General features: G+C 40.0%; 19 protein-coding genes. 7 read left to right on the top strand and 12 right to left on the bottom strand.

Translation table 11 applies throughout. From position 1 onward, the window contains the following. Positions 1–132 precede the first annotated feature (132 nt). Both ACM03V_RS02155 and ACM03V_RS02150 read right to left on the bottom strand, forming a co-directional pair. On the bottom strand, positions 133–753 hold the full coding sequence (locus ACM03V_RS02155) for a TenA family protein (RefSeq protein WP_414619101.1): 621 nt from the start codon (positions 751–753) through the stop codon (positions 133–135). A gap of 128 nt (positions 754–881) precedes the next feature. Beyond that, positions 882–1,655 carry a pentapeptide repeat-containing protein gene (locus tag ACM03V_RS02150; RefSeq protein ID WP_414619100.1) on the bottom strand — a complete coding sequence of 258 codons (774 nt, stop codon included), beginning with the start codon at positions 1,653–1,655 and terminating at the stop codon, positions 882–884. An 832-nt stretch (positions 1,656–2,487) separates the two neighbouring features. Between ACM03V_RS02150 and ACM03V_RS02145 the strand changes: the two genes are divergently transcribed. Beyond that, positions 2,488–2,943: a CAAD domain-containing protein gene (locus ACM03V_RS02145; protein WP_414619099.1), complete on the top strand. Its 456-nt coding sequence runs from the start codon at positions 2,488–2,490 to the stop codon at positions 2,941–2,943. 366 nt (positions 2,944–3,309) lie between these two features. Further along, positions 3,310–3,678 carry a hypothetical protein gene (locus ACM03V_RS02140; protein WP_414619098.1) on the top strand — a complete coding sequence of 123 codons (369 nt, stop codon included), beginning with the start codon at positions 3,310–3,312 and terminating at the stop codon, positions 3,676–3,678. Between the two features lie 239 nt (positions 3,679–3,917). Here ACM03V_RS02140 and ACM03V_RS02135 read toward each other — a convergent pair whose 3' ends face one another. Then, positions 3,918–5,492, bottom strand: coding sequence for a metallophosphoesterase (locus tag ACM03V_RS02135; RefSeq protein WP_414619097.1), 1,575 nt, complete (start codon positions 5,490–5,492; stop codon positions 3,918–3,920). An 858-nt stretch (positions 5,493–6,350) separates the two neighbouring features. Between ACM03V_RS02135 and hemC the strand changes: the two genes are divergently transcribed. From hemC to ACM03V_RS02120, 3 genes are all read left to right on the top strand, one after another. Next, the gene (gene hemC, locus ACM03V_RS02130) at positions 6,351–7,319 is read left to right on the top strand and encodes a hydroxymethylbilane synthase (RefSeq protein ID WP_414619096.1); all 969 of its coding nucleotides are present in this window, start codon (positions 6,351–6,353) and stop codon (positions 7,317–7,319) included. A 344-nt stretch (positions 7,320–7,663) separates the two neighbouring features. Next, the gene (gene glgA / locus ACM03V_RS02125; protein WP_414619095.1) at positions 7,664–9,076 is read left to right on the top strand and encodes a glycogen synthase GlgA; all 1,413 of its coding nucleotides are present in this window, start codon (positions 7,664–7,666) and stop codon (positions 9,074–9,076) included. A 178-nt stretch (positions 9,077–9,254) separates the two neighbouring features. Continuing rightward, entirely contained in the window at positions 9,255–9,446 is a 192-nt protein-coding gene (locus ACM03V_RS02120) for a hypothetical protein (RefSeq protein ID WP_414619094.1), read from the top strand. 70 nt (positions 9,447–9,516) lie between these two features. Here the strand turns inward: ACM03V_RS02120 and wecB are convergent, their stop codons facing one another. Beyond that, positions 9,517–10,623, bottom strand: coding sequence for a non-hydrolyzing UDP-N-acetylglucosamine 2-epimerase (wecB, locus tag ACM03V_RS02115; protein WP_414619093.1), 1,107 nt, complete (start codon positions 10,621–10,623; stop codon positions 9,517–9,519). A 286-nt stretch (positions 10,624–10,909) separates the two neighbouring features. Beyond that, positions 10,910–11,287, bottom strand: coding sequence for a hypothetical protein (locus tag ACM03V_RS02110; protein WP_414619092.1), 378 nt, complete (start codon positions 11,285–11,287; stop codon positions 10,910–10,912). 562 nt (positions 11,288–11,849) lie between these two features. On the opposite strand from ACM03V_RS02110, the gene topA reads away from it, so the two are divergent. Further along, positions 11,850–14,018 carry a type I DNA topoisomerase gene (gene topA, locus ACM03V_RS02105; RefSeq protein WP_414619091.1) on the top strand — a complete coding sequence of 723 codons (2,169 nt, stop codon included), beginning with the start codon at positions 11,850–11,852 and terminating at the stop codon, positions 14,016–14,018. A 60-nt stretch (positions 14,019–14,078) separates the two neighbouring features. On the opposite strand, the gene ACM03V_RS02100 is transcribed toward topA, so the two are convergent. Next, positions 14,079–15,029, bottom strand: coding sequence for a carbon monoxide dehydrogenase maturation protein (locus ACM03V_RS02100; RefSeq protein WP_414619090.1), 951 nt, complete (start codon positions 15,027–15,029; stop codon positions 14,079–14,081). A gap of 75 nt (positions 15,030–15,104) precedes the next feature. Here ACM03V_RS02100 and ACM03V_RS02095 point away from each other — a divergent pair, with 75 nt between their 5' ends. Next, positions 15,105–16,139 carry a metal ABC transporter solute-binding protein, Zn/Mn family gene (locus ACM03V_RS02095; protein WP_414619089.1) on the top strand — a complete coding sequence of 345 codons (1,035 nt, stop codon included), beginning with the start codon at positions 15,105–15,107 and terminating at the stop codon, positions 16,137–16,139. A gap of 222 nt (positions 16,140–16,361) precedes the next feature. Here the strand turns inward: ACM03V_RS02095 and ACM03V_RS02090 are convergent, their stop codons facing one another. The 6 genes from ACM03V_RS02090 to ACM03V_RS02065 all read right to left on the bottom strand — a co-directional run bounded on the left by ACM03V_RS02090 (position 16,362) and on the right by ACM03V_RS02065 (position 24,998). Next, positions 16,362–16,862, bottom strand: a complete 501-nt coding sequence (locus ACM03V_RS02090; RefSeq protein ID WP_414619088.1) for a DUF427 domain-containing protein — start codon at positions 16,860–16,862, stop codon at positions 16,362–16,364. A 247-nt stretch (positions 16,863–17,109) separates the two neighbouring features. After that, the gene (locus tag ACM03V_RS02085) at positions 17,110–17,937 is read right to left on the bottom strand and encodes a COP23 domain-containing protein (RefSeq protein ID WP_414619087.1); all 828 of its coding nucleotides are present in this window, start codon (positions 17,935–17,937) and stop codon (positions 17,110–17,112) included. A gap of 181 nt (positions 17,938–18,118) precedes the next feature. Then, entirely contained in the window at positions 18,119–19,777 is a 1,659-nt protein-coding gene (locus ACM03V_RS02080; RefSeq protein WP_414619086.1) for a M48 family metalloprotease, read from the bottom strand. 356 nt (positions 19,778–20,133) lie between these two features. Further along, positions 20,134–22,383 (bottom strand): protein kinase domain-containing protein, encoded by a 2,250-nt coding sequence (locus tag ACM03V_RS02075; protein ID WP_414619085.1) that lies wholly within the window; start codon positions 22,381–22,383, stop codon positions 20,134–20,136. Between the two features lie 526 nt (positions 22,384–22,909). Beyond that, complete coding sequence (locus ACM03V_RS02070) at positions 22,910–23,962, bottom strand: DUF1611 domain-containing protein (protein ID WP_414619084.1); 1,053 nt, start codon at positions 23,960–23,962, stop codon at positions 22,910–22,912. Beyond that, entirely contained in the window at positions 23,946–24,998 is a 1,053-nt protein-coding gene (locus ACM03V_RS02065; RefSeq protein WP_414619196.1) for a dipeptide epimerase, read from the bottom strand. The genes ACM03V_RS02070 and ACM03V_RS02065 overlap by 17 nt, the downstream gene beginning before the upstream one ends. Positions 24,999–25,193 lie beyond the last annotated feature (195 nt).

Raw genomic sequence — 25,193 nt, 5'->3', positions numbered from 1 at the left:
GGAGCGCTAAGGTTTACGCAGAGGCACACAGAGCTAGAACTACCTACTTATTCACCCAGTTGGAAGATTGGCAGGGTTGAAGTGTAATTGGTAATTGGTAATTGGTAATTGATAACTGCTCACTGCTCACTGTTAACTGACTTCCCATGCTGCTTGGAAAAAATCTAATTCGCATGACATTGCATATCTATAAGCAGAAGCAACTGCTGCGGTATTACTTCCATGAGTATCAAGAAGATTCGCCAATTGTTCCGCTAAAGGCTGAAAATCCGCACCGCTGTAAGTACGAATCCAGTCTGCATACTGATGATTTGGAATACCGTTTTTTGCTAATTCCGTTCCTAAAAAAGCATATAAACTCATACAGGGAGACATTGCAGCAGCAATTAAACCGATATCACCACCCCAAGCAGTTGCTAATAAAAAATCTGTATAGCGACGAGTTGCATTACCCGGCTGCTGTATCTGTAAATCTACATTCCACTCGCGAGCATAACCTTGGTGAAGTTGTAATTCTTCCAACACACCACCAGCTAAATTATGAAACGTGGTAAATACATAAAAATCTGGAGCCTTAGCAGCTGCAATACTGTAAGCACGAGCAAAAGATTCCAAGAAAAAAGCATCTTGTCCCACATAATAAGCGAACTTTTGCCTCTCCAAACTTCCATCCGCAATTCCCCGTACAAAAGGATGCTCCAAACAAGATGAAGCTAAATCGCGATTATCTTTCCACAATTGATCGGAAATCATAAATCAGTTAGGAGTTAGGAGTTAGGAGTTAGGAGTTAGGAGTTAGGAGTTAGAAATTGATTAATATTGAAGAGTTTTTCTACCCCCTCTCCCCACTCTACCCCCTCTGATTCCCCAATTACCAATTCTCAAAACGGTAAAAACTGAAGCAACAAAGAACTTACACTTCCAACAAAGTCCATTAAAGTTGGTTTGGCTGGACGTACTTTTCCTTCTTGGGGTGCTTTCATTTCTAGAATAAATACTTGTGCTGTTTGTATTCCTGTAATGTCTTTCTGAGATTTGAACAGTTTTTCAGCAAATTGAGCATCTTGAAAAGCACCTTTGCTATCTAACATATGATAGCGAGCAATACCGCGAGCTAAGTAAGCTCCCGCATAATCAGGTTTAGCGCTAATTGCTTGATTAAAATATTCTGTTGCTTGCTGTAAATTACCTTTTTCTGCAGAAGCTATACCCCAAGCATAAAATTGTTCTGGCTTGGCAACTTGAGATGATATACCAGTTGCTCCTTGTAAATTCGCGTTATCTACGTTTATATCCGTGAGCTGTGCATTTACAAGATAAGTATTTCTTAAATCGGCACCTAATAAATTAACACGGTTGAGTTTTGCACCATTCAAATTAGCGCCGAATAATCCAGCACCGCTTAAATTAGCATCGCGCAAATCGGCACCGTTCAAATTTGCACGGCTGAGATTAGCACCGCTTAAATTCGCACCACGTAAATCTGCCCCAGATAAATCGGACATTACCAAACCCGCACCACTCAAATCGCAGTTTGGACATTGTTTGGTTGCTAGTAACTGTCTAACGTGTGCGGAATTTGCTGCCTGGGCTGTAGTTGCGAAACTAAAACTTGAAAGAAATACGATTGAGATAACAGCGAATTGATTTTTCATAGTAAGTCAATAGATAGCAGTATGTTTTCCTGACTACCCAGCTTAACCCATAAAAAGTAATACTATTAGCAATTTTTTTCTAAGTAAAAACTAGCAAATTTTAGATTTAGCCCAAACCTCAAATATTCAATTTCTATGTTTTTGCGCCACAAACCAAATTTGGTTTGGTATAGCTTCTTCGGTAATCTCACTAAGAGAAAATGAACCCGTTAACGTGCATAAATGGAGAGCCAACGTTAAACTAATCGCCAGTAGAAACTTCTCACACATAATAATTCCCCTGAGCAAACAATAAACGTATCCGTATTTTTGCTTCAGTTATAACTCATCTTTTTCGTAATCTAGGTGAAAAGCTAAATAACGCGAAGTGATTTGAGTCTCGAAACAAAGTGACGTTTGTCACGATGAGGAGATGAGGGGATGGGGGATGGGGAGAGGGGGGAAGAATAACTCACTGCTCACTGCTCACTGATAACTAACTGTACCTCTTGATAGAGATGAATAATGTTCCAAGAGATTGATGAAGAATTTATTAGTAAATGTACAAATAGATTAAGGGGCAATAAGAAAAAATTTATGTCAAAGAATGCAAATATATAGTTTTTCCGCATTCAATGCCTTATGCGCTATGCCCTATCCACGATACTTGATAAGAAAGCCTTTTATCTAACTACCTATGAAAGTAACAATAAATTAACAAATAAGTGTTTTTTCTCAGACGGTAAAGTAAATATGGTGAATGGGTGGGTTGATAACACAGCACTAAAAATCTTAGGCTGAAGCTTGAATATACACAAACCTCGTTAAATTTATTAAAAGTAAGGAGAAAAAAATGGAGACAGAATACAAGGAACCACAAAAGGTTGACACCGCTTTACAAAACGAGATGCCAGCGTTAGATGGTACGAATCCCCAAACTATGGCTAAGTTACCACCTGCTGAAACATCTGATAACCAATTAGAAATGATTGGTGCAAAAATTTCTCAATTCTTGAAAGAGATTCCTGAAGACTTAAGTAAGTTTTATAGTGCATACAAAACACCGCTTATCGGGCTTGCGGTATTTCTAGCATCATTCGTCGCTTTGAGAGTTGTATTAGCAATGCTCGCTGCGGTAAACGATATTCCTTTGGTATCTCCTGTTTTTGAGTTGATTGGAATTGGATATACTGGTTGGTTTACATTCCGCTACCTACTTAAAGCACCAACTAGAAAAGAATTAGCCGCAGAAATTGACTCCTTTAAAAAACAAATTACCGGCCAAAATAATCCGGAATCGTTGAACTAAGTTTCTAAAACTTTCTTTAGAAATTTATTCGCGATCGCGATAATTCCATAAACCCGGTTTCTTAAAGAAACCGGGTTTTTAAGTGCGTTTCATTTTGTTAAGAATTATGATGTTTTCTTTGAGCGGTTCTTTTGAAACCCGGTTGTTTCTGGAGAATATAAGTCATAGCATTAAACTTACTTACAGCTACTATAAATTCATCCCAAAGTTAAAATAATTTTTACTTATATTTATGTCTTGCGAGAGAGAAAAAATCATCAGTCTTTGAGCTAAGTCACTTCTAACGATAGTATGTTCTTTGCCATCTGTTAACCTAATCTAGTTTTAGAAGTTAATTAAGAAACTATTTAATAAGGAGCAGTAGTAATGGCTGATAAAAATAAAGCTGTAGATTCATCCGATCGCGTTCAGGAAGATCAATACGATAGGGGTATTGTTCCTGCTGAGACTGCGGCTCGTAAAGAAAGAGAGAAAGAAAATTATAAACATAGCCCTGACAAAGAACAAGATCCAAGCTTAGACACCAGTGAAGGTTATACCGTAGATAAAGAAGGCTTGGTAAATAATTACGCAGTTGAGCCAGAAATGTACTACGAAGAACCCGGTGATGCTAAAGCACAAGCAAAAGAAGAAGCTGCACAACGTGCTGAAGAACTTGAAGAAGTTAATCAAGAAAAGGATGGCGATTTAACAATGGAAGCTGATACTCGCGGTAAAGGACCAGGTGCGATTTAATTTGTTGAATCACAGAAAATCAAAAGTTAAAAACCAAGAATGTTATCGCGTTTTTGATTTTTGACTTATGGTTTTTGAGTAGGGAATAGGGAACGGGGAACGGGGAACAGCTGGAAAAGGCTTTTAAAGAATCAATTTTTTTCAGCAATAATTAATCTGAAATTTGAAATATTAAATTTTAGAAACCCGGCATCTTTAAGATATCGGGTTTCTATTTCTTACAAATAATTCAATTCGGTCTAAATTGTAAATGATTCTATTTCTGGTTGATGCCATTCCCTTTGATAGCGTTCTGCAACTAACGGTTTAACTACGAACTTGGGTGGAGAACCTTCTTTAACATCAATTCTAAGTCCCGAATAAGGTCTTCTTTTATGAGAACCGTGGCCGTTACGACCTACATAAAGATGCGATCGCGCTATCACCTGAGATTTTTGTTCGTCGCTTATTGATAAATATTCCTGTAAAGCTGCTCCTTCTTCCCGCTGTCGTCGCAAGCTATGTCCGCTACCTCCGCAAACTATCCAGTTGATGTTAGAGTCGGCGTTACCTGTATCTAATGTTTCTATATGTTCCATACAGTGGGCGTGTCCGTTTAACACTAAATCCACTATAGGACGACCTTGAGTTAAGGAATCTACCTCCTTAGCAACTTCATTAAGTACCTTGCGGATGCGGCTACGAACTGCGAGAGTCTGAGCTTGTTCCCATTTAGTTGCTTCAGTGACGTAGGGAGGATGATGAAAATAGACTACTCGTCCCCGCACATAGGAAGAATTCCAAGATTTAATTAAACGCTGCTTCAGCCATTCAAGTTGTTCGGTATCGACAACTGTAATTCTAGGAGTATTTAATTGCTTGTCAATATCAACAATCATTTCCTCGATTTGCGACAGCTTAGACTGTAAATCATCAATTTTTTCTGCGTCGCTAGGCTTATTTGGATTTAGCTTTTCGGAAGTTTCTCGTATTTCTTCTTGTTCTTGCTCTAACTCCGTGCGTCTTTTTTCTAATGATAAACGATAAGCTTTTCCTTCCTTTGTATCTGGTAAAGGAAGCGGGTCATTGATAGTATTAGAATCTAAAGCAAAAAAATCTATTCCACCGTAACGGAATGTATAGTAACGATTGGGAAGACGGGTAAATTGCCCCGGTACGTAACGAAGACATCTTCCTCTATCTGTTTTAGCGGTATAGTATTCGTCCAAATGAAGCGCTAATTCACCTGGAAAATGAAACTGGCTTAAATAATCGAAAAATGCTCGTGCAAACGCATCACCTTTATGTGAACCGTGTCTGCCAACTTCAATATCTAATTTTGACGGAATAAAGCGACGAAATGGTAAGGTTGTTGCCGATATCAAGCCGAATAGAATTGGTAAATCATAATAATCGTGGTTTCCGAGTACGGGTAAAATAGGCTTCTTGAAAACCATTCGATCGTAAGCAACTTTTTTATAATGTTCGCCACCTACAATAAGTTCTCGATAGGGTTTAATGAAGTTTTTGGGGTAGTATTCGCTTGAACCCACTTGATAAACAACATCGCCCGTATGCAGCATAAACCGACATTCATCGTAGTGGGGTATCATCAGTTCGGCAATTCTCCTCATCGGGCTATGTCCCCGGTGCGAACCCGTACCGCTATCACCTACGACTAAAAAAGAAAATTCTACATCGTCAGTTTTACCATCATCTATAACTAAACTTGTTTGGTCAATATTTCGTTCAACTATTGCGGAGTCTCCCCATTTCACCCGCTGCTTCATCTTACGAATCTTTTCAGTAATTGTAGGCTCTGATACAAATTTCAACGCTATTTACTCCCAAGGTTCAACTGACATTTTTTGTAAAATAATTCTTGTTCTTAATCACTAATATCTTTTTAAAAGAATGATTTCTTCTTTCTAGAGTCGGGTTTATTTTTTATTTAAGTATGACGGAAGTCTGACGGAGAATCGAATTAACAGAATTAACTGTTTAATAGCCCATTAGTAAATAGCATTTTCCGCTCTTGAGGGCAAAAGTCCTCGGCAATAGGACTGAATCAATCGTAATTTTAAAATATCAACTTAGACATCAGGTGGTGATTTGCATCAAAAAAAATAGATTGCTTTAGTATTACAGCAATTGCATTGATTAAAACCAGTTTTATTAAAAATATTTTGATTTAAAAAAGCTTGATTTATTATTGTTGGTTCTTCCGTACCTAGTATGCAGCGTTAAATAGTTGGAAAAGGAGAAACAGAAAACGGGGAACGGAGAACAGAGCATCCCAAACATTTAAAAATATATTTTGTCATTACAAATGTAGCGTAGCAGAATGACAACCTAAATCTTGGTAAATTATCAAAACAGGGATGCTCCCATTCCCTGTTCCCCATTCCCTACTTATCAAATAAAATACCAACTGCAAAAAATTAATTATTCTTTATAATTCGCGATTTCTTTTTCCCCCCATTTTACCAGGAATCAAGACAATAACTTGCATCTGAGATGTGATTTTTAGCGTCTCTAGATTTTACTGCGAAATATTTAACAAAAGTTCGTGAAGGAATGTAAAAAAATGCCTTCATTCACTTGACCTAAACTATGGGAATCAATTCTTCGAGTTGCTGATTGCGGTAGTCTATATAAGGAATATATCTCCTCTTAACCACAAAGCGCGGTTTATGACATCAGTTGTTTCTAGTTCTATCACTACCATTCGTATTGGTTCTCGTAAAAGCCAACTCGCTCTTATCCAGACACATTGGGTAAAAGAGCAACTTTCCCTAAAGTTTCCTAACATCCAGTTTGAAGTTCACACCATGTCTACCAAGGGTGACAAAATCTTGGATGTGCCTTTAGCTAAGATTGGTGACAAAGCACTATTCACCAAAGAACTGGAATTGGGAATGATGAATCGGGAGATTGACTTTGCAGTTCATTCTCTAAAGGATTTACCTACTCGTTTACCAGAAGGATTGGGTTTAGCGACGATTACCGAACGAGAAAACCCGGCAGATGCTTTGGTTGTGCATGAAAAGCACAAAGATAAACAAATCGAAACCTTACCCGAAGGTGCGGTTATCGGTACATCTTCTCTACGACGCTTGGCGCAATTGCGGCATCATTTTCCTCACTTCGAGTTTAAAGATGTACGCGGTAATCTAAATACCCGTCTTGGCAAACTTGACTCCGGAGAATACGACGCTTTAATCTTGGCAGCAGCAGGGTTAGGACGCTTGGGAATGGCAGAGCGCGTTCATCAAGTCATTCCTAAAGAAATCTCCCTTCACGCAGTCGGACAAGGTGCATTAGGCATCGAATGCCTTGCCGACAACGAAAAACTGATATCCTTGCTCAAATCAATCGAACATCCCCAAACGCGCGATCGCTGTCTTGCAGAAAGAGCTTTCCTGCGGGAATTAGAAGGCGGTTGTCAAGTACCCATCGGCGTAAATACCGAAATAAATGGTGACGAACTGACTCTAACGGGAATAGTGGCCAGCATCGACGGTACAAAGCGCGTTCAAGACACCGTTTCCGGTTCCTTATCCGAACCAGAGAAAATAGGAACTCAACTAGCGCAGCGTTTACGCGAACAAGGAGCGCAGGAAATTTTAGAAGAGATTTTCGCTACCCTCGATCGCAGTTAGCAGTGAGCAGTGAGCAGTGAGCAGTGAACAATTGTAGGGTGTGTTATGGCGCGATGGGTAATTCTGTTCGCGATCAAATATATTTGTTTTGCGCCTAACGCACCATTTCAGCAGTTGTAAATACGAAGCCCGCCTGTGCTAGCTAAATTGGGCAAATCTTTATGTAAAACGATAACTCTTATTTCTTAGACTTATAAATTCCACCACATTAATTTGGATGGGTAATCATGGTTCGAACCCAGAAAAATTAATAGTCAAGTAACTGCTAACTGCTAACTGATAATTGTCAACTGGTTACTAATTGCTGATAACTTATAACTGACAACCGATAACTGATAACTGAAATGCGGATTCTATTTGTAGCGGCGGAAGCGGCTCCGGTGGCGAAAGTTGGTGGAATGGGTGATGTTGTGGGTGCATTGCCGAAAATATTGCGGAAAATGGGGCATGATGTACGGATTTTTATGCCTTACTACGGTTTTCTGCCGGATAAGATGGAGATTCCTGAAGAACCTGTTTGGAAGGGTTCTGCCATGTTCAATGATTTTGCGGTTTACGAATCGGTGCTTCCCCGTACTGATGTTCCTTTGTATTTATTTGGACATCCGGCTTTCGACCCGCGCAAAGTTTATGGCGGTGATGATGAAGATTGGCGCTTCACTTTCTTTGCTAATGGTGCCGCCGAGTTCTGTTGGAATTATTGGAAACCGGAAATAGTTCACTGTCACGATTGGCACACGGGGATGCTTCCGGTGTGGCTGAATCAATCTTCCGATATTAGTACAGTATTTACGATTCACAACTTAGCTTATCAAGGTCCTTGGCGCTGGTATTTAGAGAAAATTACCTGGTGCCCGTGGTATATGCAAGGACACAACACGATGGCGGCTGCGGTACAGTTTGCTGATAGAGTAACTACGGTTTCTCCAACTTATGCCGACCAAATTAAGACGGCTGATTATGGCGAAACCTTGGAAGGGTTGCTATCATTTATTAGCGGTAAATTATCGGGTATTGTCAATGGTATAGATACCGAAGTTTACAACCCAGAAACAGACAAGTATATTGAAGAGAATTTCACTAGTGAAAGTTTAGGTAAACGCAAGCCGAATAAAATCGCTTTACAAGAAGAATTGGGATTAGAAGTTAACAAAAATGCCTTTTTAGTGGGGATGGTATCCCGTTTGGTAGAGCAGAAAGGCATCGATCTAATGATGCAGGTTCTAGATAGATTTTTGTCTTATACAGATGCTCAGTTTGTGGTTTTGGGGACGGGAGATCGCAATTACGAAACCCAACTGTGGCAAATGGCATCTCGTTTTCCCGGAAGGATGTCAAGCTATATACTGTACAACGATGCTTTGGCTCGTCGTATTTACGCTGGTAGCGATGCATTTTTAATGCCTAGTCGTTTTGAACCCTGCGGTATTAGTCAAATGCTAGCAATGCGTTACGGTTGCGTGCCGATTGTCCGCCGTACAGGGGGATTGGTAGATACAGTATCGCATCACGACCCCACGAATCAAGCAGGTACTGGTTATTGTTTTGACCGTTACGAAGCACTCGATCTATACACCTGCATGGTAAGAGCTTGGGAAGGTTTCCGCTTCAAACCGCAATGGGGGGAATTGCAGCAACGTGGTATGAGTCAAAATTTCAGTTGGAATCTTTCGGCTAAAAAGTACGTGAGTCTATATCGGGAGATGTTGGGTTTACCCGAAGAGGAAGAGAAGAAAGATGCGCCTGTGAAGTCTTGATAGATTCTACCGATACCCTTACAATCTGCCCATAAATCGCCCTTACCCTCGAAGGGTGGGGCTATAGAAACGAAGCCCGGTTGCGGCGCAGGCTATGAAAAATTAAACCTTTTAGCCTACGCAGGTAGGCTTTGAAATTTTAGCCCCACCCTTCCAGGGTGAGGGTTTTAATCTTAATATGCTAAAAAAACATTCAAAAAAAAAGGGAGCAGGGAATGAGGAAGCACTGGGTAACGAACTCGCAGCGCTGTTTTATCTAGTTTTAGGTATAGTTACCCAAACACATGGTGGTAATTTATATTGCCTTTTTTCTCCCGGAAATGGAGCGGAGTTTGTAATCGAATTACCACTGGATGACAGCGAACAGTGAACAGTTAATAGCTAGGAGTTAGGAGTTAATAATTTTTCTACCCCCTCTCCCCGCTCTCCCCCCTCTCCTACTAATCTTCCGCGAAGAAACCCCGTACAATTTGCAAAATCCTCTCAGAAGCACGACCGTCTCCGAAGGGATTTATTGCGTTTGCCATAGTGTCATAAGCTGCTGGATTACTTAATAGTTGTGCTGCACTAGCTACTATTGTTTGGGTGTCGGTTCCTACAAGCTTTGCCGTACCCGCGCTTACTGCTTCTGGTCTTTCGGTTGTTTCTCTGAGTACTAATACTGGTTTTCCTAAGCTGGGGGCTTCTTCTTGTAACCCACCTGAATCTGTAAGTAATAAGTGCGATCGCATTATTGCCCCAACTAATTGACCATAATCTAAGGGTTCTGTTAAGAAGATTCGGGGATGATTGCCTAACATTGCCTGCAATGGTTCTCTTACAGTAGGATTGCGGTGCAATGGTAGCAATAATGCTGTATCTTGAAATTTATCTAATATCTGTAAGAAGCTTTGAGCAATGCTTTCGAGCGGTTCACCCCAATTTTCTCTGCGATGTACTGTAGCTAAAATAACTCGATATTTTTCCCATTCCAAACTCGGTACGTTACAGGCAGGTTCGCTTTTCGCCACATTTAGCAGTGCATCAATCACGGTGTTACCCGTCATGTGAACTTCCCCTAATACTCCAGAGCTATGTAAATTTTCCTCAGCCAAAGGTGTCGGTGCAAAATGCAGCTGTGCAATTTGAGAAATTAATCGTCGGTTAGCTTCTTCTGGATAAGGATTAAATATGTTATCAGTTCTTAATCCAGCTTCGACATGACCAATAGGAATTTTTTTATAAAAAGCTGCCAAAGCTGCTGCAAAAGCTGTAGTTGTATCTCCCTGCACCAAAACTAAATTTGGTTCGTTTTCCTCGAATAGCTCTTGCAATCCACGTAAGCTGCGACAAGTAATATCGTTGAGAGATTGCTTTGGCTGCATAATCTCCAAATCGCGATCGGCTTTTAAATTAAACAATCCCATCACCTGTTCAACCATCTCGCGATGCTGCCCGGTTAAAATCACCTGAGTCTCCAAACCTTTATAAGCTTGGAAAATTTGAATCACCGGAGCCAGCTTAATCGCTTCGGGACGAGTACCTAAGATAATACAAACTCGCTTCATAATTATTCATAATTCATTAGTTAATAGTCAATACTCATTACCATAGAGGCGATCCGTCAATAGTCTATTGTCACAATTTTAGAAGATGGGGAGAGGGGATTAGGGGAGAGGGGGATGGGGGGACAAGGGGACAAGGGGAGAAGGAGAAATAACTCTTAACTCTTAACTCCTAACTCCTAACTATTCCGATGCCCAATCACGTATAAAAATGAAAAAACCCGGTTAAACCGGGCAGTTGCACTATTTGTCGAATTTAGCAATCATGGCTACGATTTCATATCACAAACTAAAATGACTCCACCTCGCAAGTTAAAGGACAAGCAGCATAAACACTTGCCTTTAATTCTTCTTCTTCCCCATGCAGCCAGCTTAACCATTTAATTTCTGTAGGATGAACGCCTCGAAGTGTTAACACGCCAGCACCAACTACTACTGCCAAAACATTAAACATAATCAAGCTGCCTGCTACAACCAAAACTGCGCTAGCTGGCATTACAGATTGGAGAACAATAGAAAGCAAACATCCAACCGTAGCCATTAAAACCACTAAAGGAAAACCGACAACCAGCAAGCATACTGCCAGTGTAAAAGTCCATATTAAAAAGCTTTTGATCATTAGTAAGGAGTAGGTTTTTCCCATATTAGTCGTTTGTGATAAAGCCATTATTTTTCCTCCAAGAGTACAATATATAATTTGAAAACGAGCGATTATTTATTAAATCCCATCGGGATCAACATATTCAACATTCATAGAAACCAAGTATATAGAAAGTGAATGGGAAAATGAGCATTTATTAAACAAACTTTACAGTTAATATTTCGTAATTCTGTTTTGCCCTTTATTTATGATTTATCTAGTTAATTCGTTTTTATCATCTATCCAAAGGCATACGAGCGATTACAAACTAAATATTTAATCCTTTAGATAGAAGCATTAAATTTAGTTGGCTTAACATTTCTTATCAAAAAGGTTACTGATTCTAATAATTTTCAGTTTTTTTTAATAAATGAGAAAGAGGAATAATTAAGGTTAAAGGTCAAAGGTTAAATTTCTCATTGTCCCCTTGTCTCCCCATCTCCCTATCTCCCTATCTCCCCAATGCCCGATGCCCAATTCTAATATTTATTAATTTTTTTAATCAAAATAAAAATATTCCTTCACGACTGTACTATAACTGTCATATCAAATAAGTCTTTTTTAAGTTGCATCTTTAAATATTGGTGTCATGCCCAAACGCCTTTTGATAGTCGAATCTCCCGGTAAAGTTAAGAAGCTGAGTAAAATTCTGGGAAGTGAGTGGATTGTTCGCGCTAGTTGCGGGCACATTCGAGAACTCAGCAATGAAGGTGAGGATTCTCTGGGCTTTACTATGGATGGCAATGATGTGCGGTGTCGCTACATTCCGCGCAGCCAGCAAGCGAAGGAGACTATTAGTAAGTTAAAAGCTGCGGCTAAACAAGTTCAGGAAGTGGTTTTAGCTACAGATCCGGATCGAGAAGGGGAAACGATTGCTTGGCATCTTAAAGAAGCTTTGGGATTAAGGGAACCGAAACGGGTTGTTTATACGGAGATTACGGAATCTGCGGTGCGGGCTGCTGTGGCTAAGCCTAGAAGGCTGGATGCTAATCTGGTTGGTGCTGGATTGTGCCGAGATTGCCTAGATAAATTAGTTGGTTACAAAGGAAGTCCGTTAGTTTGGGCTTTGAATAATGGTGCAAAGAGCGTTGGAAGAGTTCAAAGTGCAACTCTACATTTAATCTGTCAGCGAGAGAGAGAAATTCTCGCTTTTGTACCCCAAGATTATTGGAGCGTTTGGGTAGATTATGTTGAAGGGTTCCGCGCTTTTTACAAGGGAATGGTGAATTCTTCCTCGGAGACGGCAGAGCAAGACGATCGCGAGAATGATGACACAGTAATTAAGAATTCAGTTACCAGCGAATCCACTCGCGTACTTTCGGAAGCTGAAGCCGAACGTTTGGTAACGGAAGCCCGAAATCATCCCCATCAAATTATCCAATACGAAGGAAAAATTTCCAGTCGTCAACCACCTCCTCCTTTTATTACTTCCACGCTGCAACAAGCTGCTGGTTCAAGGTTGAAATTTGCACCCGAAAAAACCATGCAGGTAGCGCAAAAGCTGTATGAAGCGGGTTTAATTACTTATATGCGGACGGATTCAGTCATGTTGAGTCCGGAGTTCTGCGCCAGCGTGCGTAAGTGGTTGGAGCAAAATGACCCGCAGAATTTACCAAATAAAACGGCAACATATCGCAGTAAAAAAAATGCTCAGGAAGCCCACGAAGCAATTCGTCCTACTAACGTATTTCGTCCTTCCGTAGAGTTGCGAGTTGAACTTTTACCAGACGAATTTAATTTATATGTATTGATATGGAAAAGAGCGGTTGCTTCTCAATGTCGTCCCGCTCAACTTCGTAAAACTTTAGTAATTATTAAATCGGGTGAAGTACTGTGGCAAGCGAGGGGACAAATAGTAGAGTTTCTCGGCTATGCGAAATACTGGGCAAATTTAAGTAAAGATACGCTTTTACCCAATTTACAACAAGGACAAATACTAACTTTAGAAAATGCCGGACACGAGAAGAAACAAACTCAACCACCACCAAGATACAGCGAACCGAAGTTAGTTCAGTTAATGGAACGCAAAGGAATTGGTCGTCCCAGCACTTATTCTCCCACAATTGCAACTTTGAAAAAACGCGGTTATGTAGAATTAACAAAAGCGATTTTACAACCGACAACTTTGGGATTGGAGGTAGATGATTTTTTACAGAAAGCCTTACCAGATTTATTAAAAACAGAATTTACTGCACAAATGGAAGATGCGCTCGATCGCATTGCTTCGGGAAAACAACCTTGGCAGAAATATTTAACTAATTGGAATCAAGATTACTTTGCACCAGCTTTAGTAAAAGCGAAAACTGTACCCATCGCTGCATCGAATGGGAAGAAGAATTATCCTGCAACAGAACGTCAATATGATAAATCGAGAACTCGCTGTCCCGAATGCAACAATCATTTAGCAAAAATTAAGAGCAGCAAAGTTAAAAAGAAATATTTTCTTAAATGCGTCAGCGGTTGTGAAAACGTGGTTTTATTTTGGAGCGATTATGAGAAAAAGTGGCAAGCTCCAGGATCAAAAGATTCAAAAGCAGATAAAACCGCAGTTGCTCAAAAACCTCCAGCAAAAATTACCAAGTATCCTTGCCCGGTATGCAAGAAACCTTTAGAAGAATACGCTTATACAAAAGAAGGGCAAAAGAAATCGATGTTGCGGTGTTCGGATTCTAAATCATGGCAGGATAGCAAGCACAAAGAAGCGGTTTATTTTAATACTGCAAAGGGGTGGTGGAGTCCGAAATTTGGGAATTTATAGGTTTTTGAACGCAGAGTGACGCAAAGGGAAGCGCGAAGGAGCGCGGAGTTTTGTTTTGAGTTAAGAAATGAAACTAAAGGGTTGACTTTTATTCGTTTCTCGCTGCTGCTGCAATCTTTCTTGCCATCTCAGCACTCTTTCCCATCTTTCCTGGGGTGAACTTAATTTTTGAGCAAGAATTTTCTCAACCATTGGCGTAAATATACTTTCAATTTCGCCAAATACTTCTAAGGGATTTTTCCCATAAATTGTCGGTATAAAAGGAATTTTACCGATAATGGTGTCTTGATGTTCCGCTTCAAAAGCTTCAACTTCTGGAAACTGATTGAGACACTTATTCAAAACATAAACTACGGGAATTCCCAATTCTTCATCGATAGCGCGGATATCTTCGGAAATCGCGATCGCGTCGGGAGTTGCTTCTACTACCACAACCACCACATTCACACCAATGGGTAAACCAAATCTACCGGCATCCTCACCACCACCGCAATCTAAAACAACAATCCCGTTTGTAGATAAAGCCAACCAAGCTTTTAACGGGTTCAACGTTGCGTGAGAACAACGAGTAGAATAAAGTTCTTCCATCCGCATAGCACTGGTTCCCACCGACATCAGCGCGAGTTTGTCGTCAAGGGATTTAATGTACTTTTGGGTAAAAGAATCCGGTGGCTCAACTGAAAATTTCTTAACTTCATCAAAGCTTGTACCGTAAAAATCGCGATAGGTTTGCTCGGAATCCAATTGCTGAAACTCGTAAAAATCTTGCTCAGCTTGAGTCATCAACGGAAGTTGCTTTAGCTCCTCTTCCCCATATCCCAAATAATGAGCAGTAAGATAGCGCGAAAGTGACCTATTAGTATCTGCATCCGCTACAATCATTGCTTTATCCAACTTTCTCAAACTTTGAATTAAACCGAGTGAAGTAAAAGTTTTACCCGTTCCACCTTTACCCATTAAAGCTATGACAAGTTCTTGATTAGAAGATGCATTAACTGTATTTATAGTCATTACCATATCTTAATGCTGAAGAAATATTTGTTTCAGTGACAATGATAATCATTCTAAATCAGAAAAACAAGTAGTGTGCGACAAAATCAAACAAATGCCAATTATAAGTTTATGTTAGAAAAACTACCTGTAAACAAAGTTTTGCGTATTTTCTTTACTATCTTTACTCTATCAGTTTATGGCTGTGACAACTTTGATAATTCAAATAAAACTTCCTCTTATACGACAACTGTAACTACCACTACAGTAGTACAAAAAGATTTACCGCAAGTTGTGGCAACAACAAGTGTTTTATGCGATTTAACAAAACAAATAGCAGCAGAAACAATTAATCTTATTTGCTTAACTCCACCATCAATTAACCCAAAAGTTTATCAGCCAACACCAGCAGATCAGCAAGCGATAAATCAAGCTAAATTAATTATTTTTAACGGTTATAATTTAGAACCTGGATTAGAAAAATTTATTCTTTCAAGTAAAAATAAAGCTCCTAAAGTACCTGTAGCAAAAATTGCCGTACCTTCACCGTTAATGAAAACTAGAAACGGTAAAAAAGTCGCGGACCCTTACGTGTGGCACAATGCTAAAAATGCTGTCAAAATGGTAGATGTAATTAGTATTAATTTAGCCAGAACCATACCCGAAAATGCCGAAGTTTATCAGAGTAATACTAAGAAAATAAAGAACCAGCTTTTACAGTTAGATAGCTGGATAAAAACCAGAATTGAGAGTATTCCTCCAAAGAAACGTACCTTAATTACAACTCATAACTCAATGGCTTATTATGTTCGTGCTTATGATTTGAAACTAGCAGGAACATTGAGATTTATTAGTCCTACAGAACAAACATCAGATACGAAAGTTAAACTATTAGCTAAAACATTAGTAAAAAGCCAAGTACCGACAATATTTGCTCAGCCTACAATTAGTCCTGAATTAATCAAATCTGTCGCCAAAGAAGCACGGATAAACATATCAGAAAGACAGCTTTATACAGAAAAATTGAGTTTAACTGGAAGCGAAGCAGACACTTATCAAAAAATGATGGTAGCCAATACTCGGACAATTTTAGAAGGATTGGAAGGTACTTATTTAATATTTGATAAATAGGGAATTGGGCATAGGTGATAGGGCATTGGAAATGGGGGATGAGGAGTTAGAAGTCAGGAGTGTGTTCCTAAATATACCCGGCGGTTGAAACCGCGTCTACACAAACAAAACCCGCCTGCGCGGGTTGTAAATTAATTAGTCCACGGAGGTGGACAATGAGCGGTGTAGCAGCGGTTTCAACCGCCGGATACTCATCAAATATCCTTTAACTCCCAACTCTCCTCACCATCCCCAACTGCCGGGAATGCCTTTAAATGGCCCAACTACGTCTTTAGTTATCCAACCGCCATAAAAGTTCCCCGGTTGAGGTTCGACTTTTTCCCCATCCACGTAGCAAGCATCCATTGGATGAGCGTAAAAATTTACATAATCTTTAATAGGTGCAAATGCTTCTGTGGGATTGGTATAAAACCAAGCTACATTCTGTGCTTCTTTATCGCCGACTTTGATAGTGTAATAATTCGCAATCCCTTTCCACTCGCAAACACTCGAATGCGGTGTTTTAATTAAATATTCCATTTTGATGTCTTCGGGGGGAATATAGTAACTGGGAGGATGACTGGTTTCTATGACGCGCTTGGCTCGCTTAGTGTCTGCAATAGTTTCGCCGTTAAAGATAATTTGTATGTGTTTATCAATATCTTGTAAAACAGCGGGGCGGGGGTAATCCCATACTGATTCTTGTCCGGGTTCTGGCTGTATCGGTTTTGGTCTGCTAAACATTTTTATACTTGGGAATTGGGTATGGGGCATTGGGATATTAGGCGTTGGAATGTTTCTCATCTGCTGCAATCCCCAAGAATAATATTAGTAAAAAATGGGTACAAATATAAAAGCCCCCCTTTTTCTAAGGGGGGTTGGGGGATCTAAACTGAATTTTTATACAGCACTAGCGACAATTACGAAGTTGTTAGATTTTATATTTTAGGTTTACTGTCTTTCAATCCAAAATCCAAAATCCAAAATCGAATTAGCGGAATAAATTAGGATTTAAACGGGTACCGGATTGAGATGGTTTAGACTGAGGAACAGTTTTCTTGACGTTTCGCAATAAATTACCGCTGCCACCATCTTTCTTATCTAGGAAAGGCTTTAGCTGAATGGCATCTTTAGATACTGCTGCACGCTTACCGTTACCAAGTAAGGTTCTACCTAAATTAACAGCGTCTTCTAATCCACCACCTCTATAAGTGTTAACGCCGATGGTTGACTGTCCGCTGTCTGCTGAAACTAAGTTTTGGAAAACGTCGTTACGTACTTGGAAAGCGTCTCTACCGGGAGGAACTGTTAATACTAAACGACAATCGGGTTGAGCTTCGCTGGTAACGCATAATACGTCATATCCATTTAAGGTTGAAGTGCGAAGTTCTACTAATCCATCTGGACGATAGGTTTCTAAGCGCTGAGCAATGGTAGCGCAACGTCTTTGTGAATCCCAACCACCACCTAATGCTTGGGGAGTTGCCCATGCAAATAATTGGTTGGGTTGACTTTCAGGAGAGTACATAACGGTGTAGCCGTTGGTATCCATCTGACAGCTAAACCGTGTTGCTGTATTAACGGTTTGGGAAGAACTGCTTGTGGAGGTTGTGGTTGATGTTCCCGTTGGTGTGGATGTACGGGTTCTGGTTGTGGTTGATGTTCCTGTGGGGGTTGTGGTGGTTCTAGTGCTTCCGGTTGTGGGTACTACAACGGCATCGTCTGATGAGTCATATTGTGCCATTGCAGGCGCGTTACCGAATAATACGGATGCTGCCAAACCGCCGAGAAATAAAAGCTTCAAAGGTCTAGATGACATGAATCATCCTCCTATAAAAATGATTGGGAGTTTCTTTGTTGTGTGACGAAGATTTTTTGTAAATGATTCGCGAGTTTCCTGGTTGTGTCACAGTTGTACAACTGGCATACTATCTTAAGTTTGTAGTAAGGACTTTAGTCCTTAGATGAGAGGGCTTAAGCCCTTACTACGAACATGATATTTAGCTATCTTCTTGCTTCTTTTCTTCCTGGGGTTTCTTATCTTCGCCGTCTTTTTTATCTTCGTCTTCTTTTTCTTCTCTTTCTTTCATTATTTGCTTAACTTTATCTTTAATTTGTTGATGCTTGGCTACTCCTTCATAGGCGTAACGATTGTAACCGTTGGTGGTTATTAATTCTTCTAAATAACTTACTCTTTCACCACCTCCGGGGTGAGTAGATAACCATGCGGGAGGAGTGTTTTTCTGCTGTTTTTTCATTGTTACTGTTAAGTTACGCAAGCCGTCAGCAGCGTAACCACTTGCTGTTAATAATCTCGTCCCCAATCTGTCTGCTTGCCGTTCCATGTCGCGGCTGTAGTCGAAGGTGAGTATTCTGCCGACGGTTCCTCCTGCATAGGGAATATACTGGGTAACGTTGGCTATTAAGTTACCTTGAGTTACCAGTTGAAATCCGTGAGATAACACTACATGAGATAATTCGTGTCCGATTAATCCAGCTATTTCTGCTTCCGAATTTGTTTTGGCGATCGCACCTGTATGGATGAAAACTTTTCCACCGGGTAAAGCAAAGGCGTTGAGGCTATCATCGGGTATAACGAAGAATTCGTATTCAAATTCATTTCTTCCGCCGATTTTGGCAAGTTTCTGCCCTATTTCGTTAATATAGGCGTTTACTTCTTTGTTTTCGATTAATTCCATCCGCTTTTTAGCTTGTTTGGCTACGGAACGACCTACGCCTTTTTCACCTTTCAATAGCATCATGGTAGAGTCGAGAGCGGAAAAGGGGCCGAGAAGACTACCCGTCGCAGCATAACCAACAACGCCTGTAATCACGTTAGCGATCGCGTTTCCTCTGGTTTCTCTACGGATATAAGAGGTGTATTTTTTCAGCTTTTCGTCCGCAAGTTGAGTAAATTCGGGAGCTTGTGCATTTTCGGGATTGAGCATGGCAAATTGACGCGCTGCCAAAGAAGCCTGCATCCATTTTTTCTCTTCTGAAAGCGCATCAACTCTTACTTTGACCAACTCTGCTTGATTGGGATAAAGCGATGTAGCCCTTTCTAATATTTCTAAAGCTTTTTCTTCTTGACCGTATTTCTTCAAAGCTTGGGCGTACAATATATTACCCTGAATAAATTCGGGATATTTTTCTACTAAAAGTTTTAACGGTACTAAAGCTTTAGTTCTTAAATTACTCGTCATTCCCGCTTGTGCTTCTCTCCAATAAACTTTACCAGCGGGAGATAATTCTGCGGGATTAACTATGGCTGTCTTCGGTGGCTGGATATCGGATGTATTTGTAAAAGAATCTTTGGCTTCACGGTATATTTTTTGTGCTTCAGCTATTTTTCCCGCTTGATAAAGCTTGTCTCCTTCAATCAGTTTTTTCTGACGAGCAATTTCTTCGGGAGTTGGTTTTTCTTCTTCGGCTTTTTCTGTTTCGGGTTTTTTCTTATCGGTGGTTTCTTCGGTGGATATTTCTGGTTTTTTCTTATCGGTATCTGTAGTAGTTTCGTCTGAAGAGGTTTGGATAATTACAGCAGGTTCTTTTGCCAGAGTAATTTGCGGAGATTGAGTCAGGATAATAAATACAGAAGTGCCTAACGAGAGTAGTACCCAGTTGAAGGCAAGTATCAATGACTTCCATTGACGTTTCATGGCAAATTTTTGATGTAACGGAATTTGTGTATATTTCCTAGTCTAAGAACGATCGCAATTTCACGCAAAGCTACACCGGGAAACTTCACATTGTTTCATCGGAGTTTTAATTTAAAAGGGAATTGGGCATTGGGAATTGGGCATGGAGTAGAAATTTTTAACTCCTAACTCTCAACTTCTCAAACATTTTTCTTTCTTAACAAAAAAAATGATTAAATTAATGATAATATTTATATGGTGGAAAAGATGCGCTCATTTATATATATGCCTTTAAATCATTAATTTGAATGACTTCAATAAAATTGAATCATCCAAACCTTTGATTTATAAACCTGCTTGTTTATTTCTCCACTTTCTTAGATGGCAAAACGCTCCAAGGATAAGCCTGGTTCTTGTGTGGGTAATAAAGTAGGAGTAGCGGCTTGAGGTATTGTAAGATTTTCGCTTTCTGATGGAGAAGCAGAAATTTGGGGAGGAGTTATTTGAATTTCTGGTTTGGGTGAAGGAGAAGCATAAGTTTCAGGGATACTTGGAAATTCTGCTTGTGGAATCGATTGGGCATCAGTTTCTGGTGTTGGAGTTGGCTGTGGTGACAAAGTTGGTAGAGCTTCAGCTTCTTGTATTGGAGTTGGCTGTGGTGTAGCAACCGATTGAGTCTCAGCTTCTGGCGTTGGAGTTGGCTGTGGTGACAAAGTTGGTAGAGCTTCAGTTTCGGGAATTAAAGTTGGTGAAGTAGGTACGGTGTAAAAGAAGTTTTTGTCTTCTAATAAAGGTTTAGCAGTGGGAACTACCACGCTTGAATCCGAAGTTTGTACGGGTGATGGAGTTGGTTTGGGTGATGGAGACTCGCTTTCAATTGCAGGTGTGTTAGGTGAAGAAGGAGTTTGTACTGGTTGTTCTGAAGAAAGTTTCTTTTTATCTTTATCTGATGGTTGTGATGTCGCCGGATTTTCTATTGTTTCATCAACAGAATCCGGAGGTTCGGGTTTTGATAATGGTTTATTATTCTCTTCTTCCTTATCAATTACATTATCAACTGAATCCGATTCGTTAGGTGAAGATGTTGCAGGATCTGCTGTAGGTTGTGTAGGTTTTAAATTATCTTCGTTTTGATCTTTTGGTAACTTGGTTGAATCTGATGATGGTTCTTTCTGTGGTGCAGGAATTGCAGATTTTTCCGAATCAACAGCTTTTTTATCTTCGGATTGGGGTATAGCAACAGAAGGTAAAGGTTCTGGCTTATTTTCAGGTTGCTGAATTTCAAAGGTATCGCGTGGTTTTTCTTGTTTAACCTTTTCTTCCTTAATTACAGGCTTTTTCGTTTCTTCTTGAATTTGTTCCCCAGCAGGTTTGGGTTTTTCCAAGACGGGTTTAACTTGATTACGATCGCCCTGTGATTTAGAATTTTCCTTTTTTACCGATGTTTTCTTAAAATCTCCTAAAAACCATCCAATCGGAAAAGGTCTAAAAACAGGAGAATTTGCATTTCCATCCTTTTGAGTCGGTGAAAATGTTGGAGAAGGGCTTAGTTTTATATTTTCAGATTTTACAGACGGATTTATTTTTTGAACAGTAGGTGAAATTTCTGTAGTTTTACGTGGTTCATTTCCTATAGAGCTAGATTGAAACCTATTCCATCCAAAAACTCCCAAACCAAATCCAACCCCCATCAAACCAATTAACCCTATAGCTTTAAGTGCCGCATGGTGCGGTTGACGAACGGTTGACGGTAGAGTAACTGGTGGTGCTTCGTAAGCTAAAGAAGTGTTTGGTGCTATAAGTATCGGGCATTTGAGTGCAGCCAAGGCTTCGGCTGCTGTTTGATAGCGCTGACTAAAGTGATGACGTACCATACCTGTCAAAATTTCGGCGAATAAGTCGCTTACTTTCGCCGAATCGCGCCAAATTAATTCACCGTTATTGGGATTAAATGGCAATTCACGAGGAGACATCCCAGTTAACGCTTGAATCCCCAGCATTCCCACCGCATAAATATCGCTGCACAATCTCGGTTTACCATTAGCTTGTTCGTCTGGCATATAACCGGGAGTGCCGATAATTAAAGTCGAATTGACATCGCCCTGTTGGTTTTTCGCCAAACCCTTGATTTCTTTCACCGCACCAAAATCAATCAGCACGATTTTATCGTCATCACGACGGCGCATAATATTCCGCAACTTGATATCGCGGTGAATCACATTATTTTCGTGAACAAAACTTAATACTTCTAATATTTCTTGTAAAAGCTTAATTACCTTGTCTTCACTTAATTTATGGCGCGTTTTGATTTCCTTTGTTAAATCGTGTCCATCGACAAATTCTTGAACCAAATAAAATTCATCATTTTCTTCAAAATGCGCGAACATTTCGGGAATTTGTTTGTGTCCCTTACCCAAACGATAGAGTACTTGTGCTTCGCGATCGAACAACTTTTTAGCAATCTGCAAAATTGTGTTATTGGAATGCCGAGTTTTCAGTTGTTTGACTACACATTTTGGATTTCCTGGCAAATCCATATCTACCGCAAGATAGGTGACACTAAATCCACCGCGTCCCAGTTCTTTAAGAATTTTGTAGCGATTACGGAGAATCGTGTCTGTGAGCATCAGATTAACCTATCAGCAATTGAGAATGCCCTTAATATTGACAAAGAACATTTTAAAATTCAGTTCGTATAATGACTAATCTGTTAGCTGTTGCCAAGTAATTATAAACTTACCCATCAGAGAAGACTGTCGTTAAGGAACCGTTTAAATTAATAAAATTTAATTTTATATCGAATTTTTGAATTCATTCTACCGCGTTTTATCTGAGAAAGGGAAAGGGCTTTTCCCTGCACTGTATAATAACCCTCAAATATCAATCTTATAGCCTGTTACTTGCATCTTAATATATTATTGATTTTTTTTCTCAAATTGTCTTGAGTAGCAATTGTGTATAAAACTTTTTTGTTGGACGTTGAAAAAGTTTCTTTAACGATACAAACGTAGATTAAATTACGGGTATTTTTAGCAATACTAGTTACAAATAATAATTTTAAATACTGTCATAACGAGCAATAATTTTATATAACTTAATTGTCTTAGTTGAGTGACTTAGGGGGGATGGGGAGACAAGGGGAGATTTATATTATTAACTCCTAACTGCACTTCTCATCACCGCATCCAATAACTTATCGCCACCAAATCTAATTACGTCGGTGCAGGGCAATCCGGTTTCTGCTTCTACTTGTGAGATTGCTTGTTTTGCGGCAGTTTCATCAAAGTTACGGGTATTTAAAGCAATTCCAGCTACAGGTATCGATGCAAAAGCACCGGCACCGCTAGCAACTATTTCATATAATTTAACAACTTCAGCTAAAGGGGGAATGGGCACTCCTTCAATTACTTCATTTTGTCCGAGACGATGTACCAAAATCATATGAGTGGGTTGAGAGCCGCGTATTAAAGGTAATGTCGCTGTGGAGCTTGGATGCAGTAAGGAACCTTGCCCTTCAACGTGTAAAATATCGTAATTTTTGCCATAACGCAATACTACCTGTTCTACGGCACCCGCAGCAAAATCGACTCGCACGGAATCCAAAGGTACGCCATCGCCTTCTAACATTAAACCTGTTTGTCCCGTAGCGAGAAACTTAGTACGCAAACCTCTTAAGCGCGACGCATGGTTTAACTCTAAACTTGTAGACATTTTTCCGACAGCCATATCAGTTCCCACAGTCAAAACCCGCTTACAGGGAAGATTTCTCGCCGCGAGGGTACATACGCCAATATTCGATGGCTCTTTACGAATATCCCAAATTAACTGCCCCGGCTTTAATAAAGTCTTTAATTCCGGACTTTTCCCCAAGGGAGTATGCAAACCATTCACAATTGACATTCCCCCGACTAAGGCATCTTTAATTTCACGCCAGTAATCGTCGGGTAAACTTCCGCCTTTAGGAGCAATACCGATTACTAAAATCTGTGGTTTAAATTGAAGTGAATCTTTTACGGAGGCAACAATCGGCACATCGCGTTTAATACCCGTCAACTCTGGTATTGACTGCCCCGGACAATCGCGGTCGATCGCCACGACTATCGGCGCATCACTGTAGCGTAATAATGATAACCCGGTTTTTCCATGAGTTCCGCGAATTCCCTCATGTAATAAAACGGCAATTTTTTGATTAAGCGGCAAACGCACTCCGTTGTACTCCCAACCCTGGTAAATTATTCGGCAAAATTTTACCTTCTTCAATCAATGCACCCGTAAAGGGATCGTCAATTAAATTCAGGTGACTGTCTAAGTCTAAATAATCGGCTAATGGTGCAAGCTGTGTGAGAGCGGTATTTGCGATCGCGCTATCGGAATAGCAGCCAAACATTACCTGCAAACCGCAGGCACGGGCTGTATGTATCATCCGCATTGCCTCGGTTAAACCCCCGGATTTCATTAGCTTGATATTAACACCATCGGCGCATGACGCAAGATAGGGAATATCAACACTAGTAAAGCAGCTTTCATCAACAAAAATAGGTATAGGGGATGACTTTTTCAATTCCACCAAACTTTGTTCTTGTCCCCGCGCTAAAGGCTGCTCAACATACTTTACACCTAAATCGGCAAGTCTAAAACACATCTGACGGGCATCTTCTAAGCTCCAACCGCCATTTGCATCCACGTATAAATCTGGTGTTGGTGCTTCAGAGCGTACAGCATCGAGCATTTTTTGATCGGCTTCAATACCATCGGGGCTGCCTAATTTGACTTTTAACATTTTTACATCCATGAATTGCAGCCAATCTTTTACCCTTTTTCTGGCATCTTCAGGGGAGCTAATACCAATAGTCACCGAAACCGGCTTTATGGTACTTCTATCAAGTCCCCACATTTGCCACAAAGGCAAGCCCACACGTTTTCCCATCCAATCGTGTAGGGCTGTATCTATAGCAGCTTTAGCAGCAGAAGGAATTTGCGCTTTGCTTAATATCAATTCAATTTGCTGACGCTGTGACGGATGCAACCCTTGTAAACTAGGAGCAATTTGTAGTATAAATTCTTGAATAACCTGAGTAGATTGCGGATAATTACCGATACTAAATGGTGATGCTTCTCCCCAACCTTCGATACCATCTTCCGATATTTTTACCCATACATTCGTTGTTTTTGCAGTGGTACCCCGGCTAATTCTTAAAGGAAAGCGTTTGTTTACGGTAAATACTTCTAACTGAATTTGCATGATGGGAGATGGGAATGGGGAGTTGGGCATGGGGAATTGGTTAAAATACCCTATGTATTTAGTTTATTACAATCGAGTTTGTATAATAAATAAGATTTTTTGAACATAAAAATTGAGCGCAAAGCTTCGCAGAGAAAAAGATCGTGAATTTTAAAATTACAAATAAAATATAAAGAAAAATATAGAATTCCTTTC

The sequence above is a fragment of the Calothrix sp. CCY 0018 genome, assembly GCF_963920925.1.
Lineage (GTDB): Bacteria > Cyanobacteriota > Cyanobacteriia > Cyanobacteriales > Nostocaceae > Rivularia.
This window is presented reverse-complemented; position numbering and strand designations above follow the sequence as displayed.

What these genes read in the sequence shown, in the direction of transcription:
- ACM03V_RS02150 (WP_414619100.1), bottom strand. Translation starts at nt 1,655, where the DNA reads ATGAAAAATCAATTCGCTGTTATCTCAATCGTATTTCTTTCAAGTTTT.
- ACM03V_RS02120 (WP_414619094.1), top strand. Translation starts at nt 9,255, where the DNA reads ATGCTAAAAAAACATTCAAAAAAAAAGGGAGCAGGGAATGAGGAAGCA.
- ACM03V_RS02155 (WP_414619101.1), bottom strand. Translation starts at nt 753, where the DNA reads ATGATTTCCGATCAATTGTGGAAAGATAATCGCGATTTAGCTTCATCT.
- ACM03V_RS02080 (WP_414619086.1), bottom strand. Translation starts at nt 19,777, where the DNA reads ATGAAACGTCAATGGAAGTCATTGATACTTGCCTTCAACTGGGTACTA.
- ACM03V_RS02140 (WP_414619098.1), top strand. Translation starts at nt 3,310, where the DNA reads ATGGCTGATAAAAATAAAGCTGTAGATTCATCCGATCGCGTTCAGGAA.
- ACM03V_RS02085 (WP_414619087.1), bottom strand. Translation starts at nt 17,937, where the DNA reads ATGTCATCTAGACCTTTGAAGCTTTTATTTCTCGGCGGTTTGGCAGCA.
- ACM03V_RS02100 (WP_414619090.1), bottom strand. Translation starts at nt 15,029, where the DNA reads ATGACTATAAATACAGTTAATGCATCTTCTAATCAAGAACTTGTCATA.
- glgA (WP_414619095.1), top strand. Translation starts at nt 7,664, where the DNA reads ATGCGGATTCTATTTGTAGCGGCGGAAGCGGCTCCGGTGGCGAAAGTT.
- ACM03V_RS02110 (WP_414619092.1), bottom strand. Translation starts at nt 11,287, where the DNA reads ATGGCTTTATCACAAACGACTAATATGGGAAAAACCTACTCCTTACTA.
- ACM03V_RS02145 (WP_414619099.1), top strand. Translation starts at nt 2,488, where the DNA reads ATGGAGACAGAATACAAGGAACCACAAAAGGTTGACACCGCTTTACAA.
- ACM03V_RS02075 (WP_414619085.1), bottom strand. Translation starts at nt 22,383, where the DNA reads ATGCTCACAGACACGATTCTCCGTAATCGCTACAAAATTCTTAAAGAA.
- hemC (WP_414619096.1), top strand. Translation starts at nt 6,351, where the DNA reads ATGACATCAGTTGTTTCTAGTTCTATCACTACCATTCGTATTGGTTCT.
- wecB (WP_414619093.1), bottom strand. Translation starts at nt 10,623, where the DNA reads ATGAAGCGAGTTTGTATTATCTTAGGTACTCGTCCCGAAGCGATTAAG.
- ACM03V_RS02065 (WP_414619196.1), bottom strand. Translation starts at nt 24,998, where the DNA reads ATGCAAATTCAGTTAGAAGTATTTACCGTAAACAAACGCTTTCCTTTA.
- ACM03V_RS02090 (WP_414619088.1), bottom strand. Translation starts at nt 16,862, where the DNA reads ATGTTTAGCAGACCAAAACCGATACAGCCAGAACCCGGACAAGAATCA.
- topA (WP_414619091.1), top strand. Translation starts at nt 11,850, where the DNA reads ATGCCCAAACGCCTTTTGATAGTCGAATCTCCCGGTAAAGTTAAGAAG.